Below are 11,180 nucleotides of genomic sequence, written 5' to 3' on the forward strand. Positions count from 1 at the left end.
ACCCCCAATTACATGTACTATTTATAGAATAACCACAAGTAATGGTGCTAGTCGTAATTTTGTTTTTTTAGTAAAATAAACTTAATAAGTCTTGCATTCAAAGAAATGGTTGGTGAAAAATTAGTGGAAAGTCAAAAAAAGCCCTCATATGGTGGGCAAGCTGTAATAGAAGGAGTTATGTTTGGTGGGAAGAGCCAAACTGTAACTGCGATCCGTCGTAAAGATCATACAATAGATTATTTTTATTTACCGAGGAAATCACACCCCACATTGCAAAAGCTTAAAAAAATTCCCTTTTTAAGAGGGATTATTGCGATACTTGAAGCGAGTGCAAATGGTTCCCAACATTTAAATTTTTCGAGTGAACGGTATGATCAAGATCCTGAAAATGATCAATATATTGAAGAAGAAAAAGTTTCTAAAACGACGATGATTATAGGTGTTGCTACACTTGGCGTTCTATCATTTATTTTTGGGAAATTTGTGTTTACTCTTGTACCGGCAATACTCGCATCATTCACAAAGCCAATCTTTTCAAGTGATGTGGCTCAAGTACTAATTGAAGGATTAATAAAGCTAATCCTTTTATTGGCCTATATTTACTTTGTATCGTTAACGCCTCTTATTAAACGTGTGTTTCAATATCATGGTGCGGAGCATAAAGTCATCAATACATTCGAAAATAATTTAGAACTTACCATTGAAAATGTCCAATCACAATCAAGACTTCATTATCGATGTGGAAGCAGTTTTATTCTTTTTACAGTAATCATTGGCGTTTTTATTTATATGTTAGTACCAACAAATCCACTATGGTTACGCTTAGTCGATCGGATTGCATTAATACCCGTTGTATTAGGAATTTCTTTTGAAGTTCTGCAATTTACAAATAAGTTAAGAGAGATACCCGTTCTCCGTTATTTAGGATACCCTGGTCTATGGCTACAGTTACTTACAACAAAAGAACCTACTGATGATCAAGTAGAAGTGGCCATTGCATCTTTTAATGAGCTTTTGAAACTGGAAGAAAATCAAACAACGTCTAAAGAGGATTCACAGTCTTTGCAAATGTAACATGAAGCATTTCAAGCCTAAACTTTATCCAAGTCTTTATTTGCATGTTTGAAAAGATATAAATATGTGAAAAAAATGGTATAAAAGGATGAATTTACGGACAAAATGCTTATGATGCTCGTAAGGAGGTGGCTTTCTTGGTTGCAAAAAAATGGTTGATCGGACTAGTTTTTCTGCTTGCATTAATTGGGCTTGGATCAAATGTAATTCAACAGCCCGGAGCATTATTTAAACAATTACTTATTTGGGCTGTTATTATTTGTTGTATTTATCTAATTTATCGATTATGGTCAGGGAAACGTCCTTCTCATCAAAATAAAAGGGCTTTTCTAAAAGCCGCACGACGATCGAAAAAACGAATAAAAAATCGACAAGCTACTGCTAGTACGCAGATTAATGCTTTGAAAAAGCCAATACGAAAAAAGTCTCAAGCAAAATTAACTGTAATTGAAGGAAAAAAAGGCAAAAAGAAAAATCGAGCGATATACTAAACTCGATTATTCTCAATTGATCAGTATGTCCACGTTTTTAAAAATTCCTTAGTTTTCATTCGCCCTAACTTGATGAGGGCGTCTTTTTTTTCTTCGGATATTTGAAAGTCTGTCGAAACATAGTTTTCCGCAGAAATAAAAACAATATCCTTTTCATGTTTTCTTGATATATATCTAGAATCATGCGCTTCCTTCATCGTTTCAAATAATGCATTGAATAATTGTATTCCGTTTTTTATCATATGTTTTGGATGCTCTTTTAAATCATAACTTAACGATACGCCAACAACTGGCCGCTTTTTTTTCGTTTCATTATTAACGAAAATCCACATTGGAAAATTGCTTAAAACACCACCATCAACGATGACACTTATTCCTTCTAAACTTTTCAACTTCACTGGTTCAAAAAAATATGGAATGCTACAGCTCATTCGGATTGCTCTAGCGACAGGAAAACTATCAATCGGTATACCGTACTGAACAAGATCATCGGGAAGAACAAGCAGACGGCCATTGCTTAAATCAGACGCAACAACTTTTAAGGAATCTTTCGGTAAATCTGCAAACGTATATATCCCTTTTGCACCTAACATCTCTCGTAACCAATCTTCCAACGCTTTCCCTCTATACAGGCCTAAGCGCCAATACAGAAAAATCCATTTTGAAATTTGTTTTGGAATAGGCATCCATGTTTTCCATGAATCCAATAAACTTTCATATGGCACCTGTGAAAAAAGATTTTTCATCTCTTGACTAGAGTAACCAGCTGCAATGAAACCGGCTATAATTGACCCAGCACTTGTCCCTGCTACACGATTAAATGTAAAGCCTTGTGATTCTAATTCTTCATAAGCACCGATTAGTGCTAAACCTTTTATGCCACCTCCTGAAAACACTCCATCTATATCCATGTTCGCATCTCCTTTGGTGTCGATCCTCATGTTATATTTTTAAGATGGTGTTTAAGAAAATAGAACAAAAAAAGAAAAAGAGATAGGCTTTTGCCTATCTCCCATTACTTATAATCCACATTTTAATTGTGCATTACAGTTTTCACATGTATTACAGCCACCAATTTCTTTAACTTTCCCCTTACGGCAAACAGGACATGTATTGCCAATTTCCGAACCAATTGTTACACTCGTTGAGCGCAAATCCTGAATCGTATCAACTATTACAACTGTTTGTTTATCCTTTATTGGCTCAATGCTATTTTCGACTTGATTTTCTTCGGCTTTTAAAGTTAATACTTGTGAATCACGGCTTCCATCAACATATACTGTGCCGCCTTTAGCTCCACCTTTATATAGACGTTCATATACTTTTTGGACCTGTTCAACAGCATAACCCCGCGGTGCATTTACTGTTTTAGAAATTGAGCTGTCAATCCAGCGTTGAATAATACATTGCACATCAGCATGTGCTTCTGGTCGTAATTCCATTGCTGTCACAAACCAATTTGGCAATTGATCAGCATTTACATCTGGATTTGTCTTTAAATACTCTTCGACAATTTCCGCCTTTACTTCAATAAATCTACCTAGTCGACCACTTCTGTAATAAGTAAATGAGAAATATGGTTCTAGGCCAGTTGAACATCCAATCATCGTACCAGTCGATCCAGTTGGAGCAACAGTTAGCAAATGAGAATTTCTAATACCGTTTTCTAATATCGATTGACGAATGTCCTCAGGCATTTTTTTCATAAATCCAGTTCGGATAAACGCTTCTCGTAAACGAATTGTTTCTTCATCAGTCTCCCCTTGTAAAAATGGGAAGCTTCCTTTTTCCTTTGCTAATTCGATGGATGTACGATAAGCTGTTGTCGCGATCGTTTCCATTACTTTATCAACCAATTGGTTGCCTTCTTCTGAACCATATTCTTTCTCACAATAGATCAGTAAGTCTGCAAGACCCATGACACCAAGACCAACTCGACGCTCGCCAAGCGCCTGCTTTTTATTTTCGTCTAAGAAATAAGGTGTAGCGTTTATAACGTTATCCTGCATGCGGACGCCGACTGCTACTGTTTTCATTAACTTTTCAAAATTAACCGTTTTATTTACCTTATCCGCCATCTCAGCAAGGTTCACTGCTGCAAGGTTGCAGACGGAAAATGGTGCGAGAGGTTGCTCCATATCTCGCTCTCTTATTTCTAAGAGGATCGGACTATCGCTTACAGTATAATAGTATAATATACTGGCTCAACCGCTTTAGTCTCTCAGGCTGGCATTACCCTTGCCCCCTGTTGCCCTCAGCATAACCTGTTAGGGTTCCAAGTCAATTAGGTCGAGTTTTTAACGTGAGGCAAGCAATTTACCACACGGATTTGTAGCAACAACTTGTTGACCATATGCTTTAGCATTTGTCATATCGTTGGCATTATCGATGAAGAAAATTCCTGGTTCTGCTGAGTAGGTGGCGCATATATTGATTAAGTTCCAAAGTTCTTTTGCCTTAATTTTTTTGTAGACGCGCACTTTATATCCAAGTTTTTCCCACTCACGGACATCTCCGATTTTGTGCCATTTCTCATTATAAATATTCATTTCCTCTTCATTATAATGTTCAACATAAGGGAAACGAAGTTCATACTCTCCATCATTTTCAACTGCTTCCATAAATTCCTTTGTTAGGCAAACAGAAATGTTTGCACCCGTTAAGAACTCTGGATTATGGACTGTGTAATTGCCACCAACAGCTAATTTCTCTTCAGCATCAGCAATGATATTTTCACTAAAGCCACCATACCCAGGAATATTTTTATAGTTTATAATTCCTTGATATATAGCAATTTCTTGCATTGTTAAAGGTGTAAACTTCAATTTGTCTTTCGCTAGTTTTTTAATCGTTTCATCTTTTGTATTTTCAATTAAAAATCGCAAAATTCTTGGATTTTGCATCTTTGAAATAATAAATTCTATGATATCCGGATGCCACGTATTTTACCGTCCTTTTCAGGATATTTACTCTGCTTTTGCAAAACGGACTAGACTATATCATCACCCTCAGCATGATCTGTTAGGGGCCGGGCGCTTATGAGGTTTTATTGTTGGGACTCAACCTCTAGTCGTTGAACCTTCGCCATAACCTATGCCCTATGACGCTTGGCTGCAGATTGTCCAATACTCACAATTTTTATAGCATTCACGTTCACCGTTTCCGGACACGTTGTAGCTTGTAAGTCTCTAAGGATTTTCCCGCAATTCACCCGATTTTTTAGTCGTTCATTTTCTGAACGACGCGGACTAAGGCATCTTTTTAATCCGCTAACATTATCATTTGAGCTCCACGCTATTTTGTTACACTCAGGCTAAGAGTGGCTAGGTCATTTCTGCCTAGCTCTCATGCTTTCACATGAGATCAGACTATCTCATCAAGGAAGAAAAAATCGTAGCTATATCCATGATTATGGAGATATATAAATTTTTTTAATTAACTCTTCCTTGTCTCGCGCCTCATAAGGTCGTTTCCATACCATATGATTTACTCCTCCCATTTCTTCCATTTAATTTACACCTTTTTTATGTTTTTAGTAAGAATTAGGGAGTTTCAATAGTCGTTGAACGTTCATCTCCGTTTCCAGAGATGCTTCGCTGCTGATTGCCCAATCCTTATCATTTTCAAACCTTCACGCTCACCGTTGCCAGTCACGTTGTGGTTGATAAAGCTCTAAGGGTGTTCCAGCAATTCACGAGATTTTAATCCCGCCATTGGAGTGTTTAACGGGATCCACCCTGCTCAACCAAATGTGTTAATTTCGCAATATCATCAAGCCATGATACAGAACCTGATGACTTGCCGTTTACGCCGCGAGCCAAAGTGTTTCTTGGCCTTAATGTCGAGCCATTTGTTCCTACTCCGCCACCTCTGCTCATAATTTCCATTACTTGTTTTCTATGTTCTGATATCCCTTCACGAGAATCTGGTACGAACGGCATAACGTAACAATTAAAATAGGTTACTTCTGTATCTGCACCAGCACCATAAAGTACACGTCCAGCAGGTACAAAATTTAAGTTCACAAGTTCTTGATAAAACTTTTCGAACCATTCTTGACGTTTTTCCTCGGTTGTTTCAACTGAAGCCAAACCTGTTGCGTTCCTTTTGGCAATTTGCTCATAATAAACTTCCAATGGCTTTTCGATAATATCTAGTGGTCTAGTAATAAGTCCTGTTTCAATTTCTTTCGGATCTTCTAAAGCACTCCGATATTCTTCATCAACTAGTACATCTGCTAATTTTTGTTCCCAATCAATATTTTTGATAAATCCTAGTCCTCTTGCAGGAAATTTCGGATCTTCCTTGATGGTCAAAACGACAAAATCACCATTCGATAATGTAAGCTTTTCGGTATCTTTGAATGCATAGCGGTCAATCATTACTAAACGTGATACACCTTTATGTGTGATTTTCATATCTGGTGTAACAGGATGTACCTGTGGAAACAATTTGATATCTTTGTTTAATTGTTCCTCATTAATCTTCAATTCATTTGTAAACGCAACAGACATTTTGACAACTCCTTCTATCTTTCTAGCATAAAATCTAGCTTGAGTACTCTTGTTGTATTCTTCTATAAGTTATCATATTCACTTATAGAAAATCAATAAATAAATACAATATATAGTGTTATTAATACTAAGAAAAATACTATATATTGTGAAATGGTTAAACTTTGTTCCTTTTTGTCAAATCGAAAAATAAATAAAATAAAGAGAAAAGAGGAGAAAAAGAGAGTTATAGAATTAAATTTAGGGTAAATTTGAAAATTTCCACGGTTGCATATTTTTGAAGCAAATGAAAGATAGGTATATCAAAGATACTACCCCTTTCTTTCAAAAATAAATATTTTTATAGCAAAAAGTTTTGATTCCTCTTCCATTGATGAATATAATAGAAGATAGTGGTGTATCGAAGAAAGGAGAAAGTTTAGTGGGTAGTTTATATTTTCTTATTATTGTCATAGTAGCAGTCATTGCCTATACGCTCTATAATTATTTTTCTCAAAAGAGAGCGGTTAAAACTTTAACTGAAGAAGAATTTAAAGCGGGCTATCGGAAGGCACAATTAATCGACGTTCGAGAAGCGAATGAGTTCGATGGAGGACATATATTAGGTTCAAGAAATATTCCATTATCGCAATTGAAAATGAGAATGAAAGAAATTCGTCCTGATAAACCTGTATACTTATATTGCCAAAGCGGGATGCGCAGTGGTCGTGCTGCTCAAATGCTTTACCGTAAAGGTTATAAAGATCTTTACCAATTACAAGGCGGATTTAAAAAATGGACTGGTAAAATTAAATCTAAATAAATGAATACATGTTTAAAGCCTCTTCCATTCGGAAGAGGCTTTTTATCTTTATCTTTGATTATTATAGCGTAATACTGGTTTACGGGCCGCTTGTGCTTCATCTAAACGTTTGATAACGGTTGTATGTGGAGCCTCTTGAACGATTTCAGGATTCTCTTCTGTTTCCTTTGCAATTTGTATCATCGCATCGATAAAGGAATCCAAAGTTTCTTTTGATTCTGTTTCAGTAGGCTCGATCATCATACATTCCTCAACGTTTAACGGGAAGTAAATAGTTGGTGGATGATAGCCAAAGTCTAACAGACGTTTAGCAATATCTAATGCGCGAACACCTAATTTCTTTTGGCGTTTTGCACTTAAAACAAATTCATGCTTACAATGACGGTCATAAGGTAGATCATAGTATTCTGCTAACCTTCTCATCATATAGTTTGCATTTAGCACTGCATTTTCGGTTACAGCTTTTAAACCATCCGGTCCCATTGTTCGAATATACGTATATGCTCTTACATTTATCCCGAAGTTACCATAGTATGGCTTTACTCTACCTATGGAAAGTGGGCGTTCATAATCGAACTTATAAACATCGTTTTCTTTCACAAGCACTGGCTTTGGTAAAAATGGGATTAAATCTTTTTTCACCCCGACCGGACCAGAACCTGGACCACCACCGCCGTGCGGGCCAGTAAATGTTTTGTGAAGATTTAAATGAACAACATCAAATCCCATATCCCCCGGGCGAGCTTTTGATAGCACTGCGTTTAAGTTAGCACCATCATAGTATAGTTTACCACCTGCACTATGAACGATTTCTGCCATTTCCAAAATATTTTCTTCAAATAATCCTAAAGTATTCGGGTTTGTTAGCATTAGAGCAGCTGTATTTGAATCTACTAATCTTCTTAAATCTTCTAAATCAACAAGTCCATTTTCATCCGATTTAACCGTTACCGTTTCAAGTCCTGCAACACTAGCGGATGCTGGGTTTGTTCCATGGGCGGAATCGGGAACAATTACTTTAGTCCGATTATGGTCACCATTTGCTTTGTGATAGGCACGAATCATCATTAAACCTGTCCATTCACCGTGAGCTCCTGCTGCCGGTTGGAGAGTCACTTCATCCATTCCGGTGATCTCAATTAAATGTTGTTGTAAATCGTACATTAATTCCAGAGCACCTTGGACAGAGCTTTCATCTTGTAGTGGATGTATATGAGCAAAACCAGGGTAACGTGCCACCGATTCATTTATTTTAGGATTATATTTCATTGTACATGACCCAAGTGGATAGAACCCTGAATCCACTCCATGGTTCTTTCTTGATAAAGCGGTATAATGACGCATAATATCAAGTTCGGAAACCTCAGGTAAATGCACTTCTTCATCACGAATATAGTCGGAAGGAAGGTAATCGTTAATATCAATCTCAGGAACGTCAAGGTCAGGAAGGCTATAACCAATTCTGCCTGGTTTCGTGATTTCAAAAATTAATGGTTGGTTCTCCTTATTCATGGCTATCCCTCAATTCTTTAATCAATTGATCGATTTCATCTTTCGTTCGTAATTCAGTAACAGCTACAAGCATGCAATTCTCCAGTAGAGGATAATCTCTACTTAAATCATAGCCACCAATAATTCCTTTACTCAAAAGATGTTTATTAAGCTCTTTAACAGGTTTATTCAATCGAATAACAAATTCATTAAAACTTGGACCTTCAAATTCGATTTTAAAACCTTCTTGCTTAAATGCTTTTTTAGCATAATATGCTTTTTGAATATTTTGGACAGCCATTTCCTTAACACCTTTTTTGCCTAGAGCAGTCATAGCGACTGATGCAGCTAATGCATTTAGGGCTTGATTGGAACAAATATTAGATGTCGCTTTATCGCGTCGAATATGCTGTTCACGGGCTTGCAGGGTTAAAACATAGCCTCTTTTCCCATTTTCATCAACCGTTTCGCCAACTAAGCGACCAGGAACTTTTCTCATTAATTTCGTTGTTACTGCAAAATAACCACAATGTGGTCCACCAAAACTTTGAGGGATACCGAATACTTGTGCATCACCAACAACAATATCTGCACCAAATTTCCCCGGAGGTGTGATCGCCCCTAGCGCCAGCGGATTACTTGATACGATAAATAATCCTTTATGCTGATGTGCCAATGGTTCAATTTCTTTTAACGGCTCAATTTGACCGAAGAAATTTGGATATTGAACGACAACGGCAGCTACCTCTTCGCTTAATTCAGCTTGTAATGCTTGTAAGTCTGTCACACCGTTTTTATGAGGAATTTCAACTACTTCAATAAATTGACCTTTTGCATATGTTTTTAATACTTCCCGCGATTCCGGATGAACAGTTTCAGAAATAAGTATTTTTTTTCTACGTGTTTGTCCACAGCTTAACATAGCGGCTTCGGCTAAAGCTGTACCCCCATCATACATCGAGGAATTCGCTACATCCATTCCTGTTAACTCACAAATCATCGTTTGAAATTCAAATATCGCTTGTAATTCCCCTTGGGAGATTTCAGGTTGATAAGGTGTATATGCAGTATAAAATTCAGATCGGCTAATAACATGATCAACAATCGTTGGAATGTAATGATCATAAACACCAGCGCCTAAAAACGATACATTCTGTTTTACATCCGCATTTTTAGCAGCCATTTGGCTTAACTCTTTTAACAAAGCTGTTTCTGATTTTGCTTCTTTAATATTATATAAGCCTTTAAAACGGACTTTTTCAGGAATATCACTGAAAAGGTCATCGACAGAAGGTACTCCAATTGTTTCTAGCATTTCCTGCTGGTCTTGATCTGTCATCGGTAAATAGCGATGCTTTGTCATAATTCTCTCTCCCATCCTACTTTTTAGGTCGTTTATAAAATGGCGTTGAAATTACTTTTGCTTTTAATCGTTTGTTGCGAATCTCGACATCAACCATTTGATCAATATCAGTAAACTGAATATCGACAATCCCTAATCCGATATTTTTCTTTAATGTCGGGGACTGTGTGCCCGTTGTGATTGAACCAATTTCTTCATCACCGGAAAAAATTTTATATCCATGACGAGGGATTCCGCGATCAATCATTTCTATCCCAACAATTTTTCTCGCTAAACCGTTTTCTTTTTGTTCTTTTAATGCGCTCTTCCCAATGAAATCAGTATCTTTTGCAACCTTAACGGCAAAACCAATCCCTGCCTCTAAAGGGCTAATATCTTCAGAAAGTTCCTGCCCGTAAAGTGGAAGAGTTGCTTCAAAACGAAGGGTATCTCTCGCACCAAGTCCACATGGAAGAAGACCTTCATCTTTTCCTGCCGCTAATAGTTCCCTCCATAAAAATACGGTATCTTCAGCTTTACAATAGATTTCAAATCCATCTTCACCTGTATATCCTGTTCTTGAAACGAAAGCTTTAACACCTTTTACATTTACATTTTCATCAAATTTAAAAAACTTAATCTCTTCTAAATTTTTATCTGTTACCTTTTGAAGAATTTGTTCCGCAATTGGACCTTGAATAGCTAGCTGTCCAATACTTGCGGATATATTTTCTACTTCTACATTGCCCTCGATATGTTTTTGAAGCCACGAAAAATCTTTTTCAATATTTCCTGCATTTACTACGAGTAAATAATTATCATCAGCAATTTTATAAACTAAAAGATCATCAACGGTACCACCATTTGGATAGCACATCGCCGTGTACTGTGCACCGCCGATTTGAACCTTTGAAATATCATTTGTCATCATTTTCTGTAAATAAAGGGTGCTATCTTTTCCTTTTACAGTTATTTCTCCCATATGGGAAACATCAAATAAGCCTGCTCTTGTACGTACTGCTTCATGTTCTTCTTTTATACTAGAAAATTGAACAGGCAACTCCCATCCACCGAAATCAATCGTCTTTCCACCATATTCCTTATAAATCTCAAAAAGTGGGGTTCTTTTCAAATTTGACATTGATGATCCTCCAATCAATATTCTAATTCCTTCTTTCAATTTCACAGCAAAAAACTCAATGCACATAAAAAAAAGACAGAAAAAACCAATTTTAATATACTGGTTGTCTCTGTCCTGGCACCTGAAAGTTTACCTAAACGGCTGTCCCCTTGGGTGGCTTCAATATTCGAAGCACTCTCCAGAGTTGCGTCAATCAGAAGTCTTTTTGCCTGAGAGATTCATAATGATCCATTACTTGCTCCTTCGGCTCTGCATTTAAGCAGTCTCTCCCCCTGAAATCATTCGCCTATATTTAATTGAAAAATGGATATACTAGCATAAAAGA

General features: G+C 36.8%; 7 protein-coding genes, 3 pseudogenes and 1 riboswitch. Of the genes and pseudogenes, 3 read left to right on the plus strand and 7 right to left on the minus strand.

What is annotated here, in order from left to right; translation table 11 throughout:
- The first annotated feature begins 177 nt into the window (after nucleotides 1-177).
- Together MKY81_RS17390 and MKY81_RS17395 are read left to right on the plus strand one after the other, a co-directional pair.
- Complete coding sequence (locus MKY81_RS17390) at nucleotides 178-1,074, plus strand: DUF1385 domain-containing protein (protein ID WP_235993013.1); 897 nt, start codon at nucleotides 178-180, stop codon at nucleotides 1,072-1,074.
- 137 nt (nucleotides 1,075-1,211) lie between these two features.
- Nucleotides 1,212-1,565, plus strand: coding sequence for an SA1362 family protein (locus tag MKY81_RS17395; protein WP_066234435.1), 354 nt, complete (start codon nucleotides 1,212-1,214; stop codon nucleotides 1,563-1,565).
- A 20-nt stretch (nucleotides 1,566-1,585) separates the two neighbouring features.
- On the opposite strand, the gene MKY81_RS17400 is transcribed toward MKY81_RS17395, so the two are convergent.
- The 4 genes and pseudogenes from MKY81_RS17400 to MKY81_RS17415 all read right to left on the minus strand — a co-directional run.
- Nucleotides 1,586-2,476, minus strand: a complete 891-nt coding sequence (locus MKY81_RS17400; RefSeq protein WP_066234431.1) for a patatin-like phospholipase family protein — start codon at nucleotides 2,474-2,476, stop codon at nucleotides 1,586-1,588.
- Nucleotides 2,477-2,584: 108 nt separating this feature from the next.
- Nucleotides 2,585-3,700, minus strand: a pseudogene (locus MKY81_RS17405) (vitamin B12-dependent ribonucleotide reductase); the annotation flags it as partial.
- 183 nt (nucleotides 3,701-3,883) lie between these two features.
- Nucleotides 3,884-4,504 (minus strand): annotated as a pseudogene (locus tag MKY81_RS17410) (vitamin B12-dependent ribonucleotide reductase); the annotation flags it as partial.
- Nucleotides 4,505-5,290: 786 nt separating this feature from the next.
- Nucleotides 5,291-6,079 (minus strand): annotated as a pseudogene (locus MKY81_RS17415) (ribonucleotide reductase N-terminal alpha domain-containing protein); the annotation flags it as partial.
- Between the two features lie 373 nt (nucleotides 6,080-6,452).
- On the opposite strand from MKY81_RS17415, the gene MKY81_RS17420 reads away from it, so the two are divergent.
- Nucleotides 6,453-6,881: a rhodanese-like domain-containing protein gene (locus MKY81_RS17420; RefSeq protein WP_213087488.1), complete on the plus strand. Its 429-nt coding sequence runs from the start codon at nucleotides 6,453-6,455 to the stop codon at nucleotides 6,879-6,881.
- A 48-nt stretch (nucleotides 6,882-6,929) separates the two neighbouring features.
- Here MKY81_RS17420 and gcvPB read toward each other — a convergent pair whose 3' ends face one another.
- From gcvPB to gcvT, 3 genes are read right to left on the minus strand one after another with little or no spacing between them, the layout of a single operon-like run.
- On the minus strand, nucleotides 6,930-8,393 hold the full coding sequence (gene gcvPB, locus MKY81_RS17425) for an aminomethyl-transferring glycine dehydrogenase subunit GcvPB (protein ID WP_066234420.1): 1,464 nt from the start codon (nucleotides 8,391-8,393) through the stop codon (nucleotides 6,930-6,932).
- Complete coding sequence (gene gcvPA, locus MKY81_RS17430; RefSeq protein ID WP_066234418.1) at nucleotides 8,386-9,735, minus strand: aminomethyl-transferring glycine dehydrogenase subunit GcvPA; 1,350 nt, start codon at nucleotides 9,733-9,735, stop codon at nucleotides 8,386-8,388. The genes gcvPB and gcvPA overlap by 8 nt, the downstream gene beginning before the upstream one ends.
- 16 nt (nucleotides 9,736-9,751) lie before the next feature.
- Nucleotides 9,752-10,855: a glycine cleavage system aminomethyltransferase GcvT gene (gcvT, locus tag MKY81_RS17435; RefSeq protein ID WP_107920869.1), complete on the minus strand. Its 1,104-nt coding sequence runs from the start codon at nucleotides 10,853-10,855 to the stop codon at nucleotides 9,752-9,754.
- A 187-nt stretch (nucleotides 10,856-11,042) separates the two neighbouring features.
- A riboswitch (glycine riboswitch) is annotated at nucleotides 11,043-11,137 on the minus strand.
- Nucleotides 11,138-11,180 lie beyond the last annotated feature (43 nt).

The organism is Heyndrickxia sp. FSL W8-0423 (assembly GCF_038009395.1).
GTDB classification, from domain to species: Bacteria; Bacillota; Bacilli; order Bacillales; family Bacillaceae_C; genus Heyndrickxia; species Heyndrickxia sporothermodurans.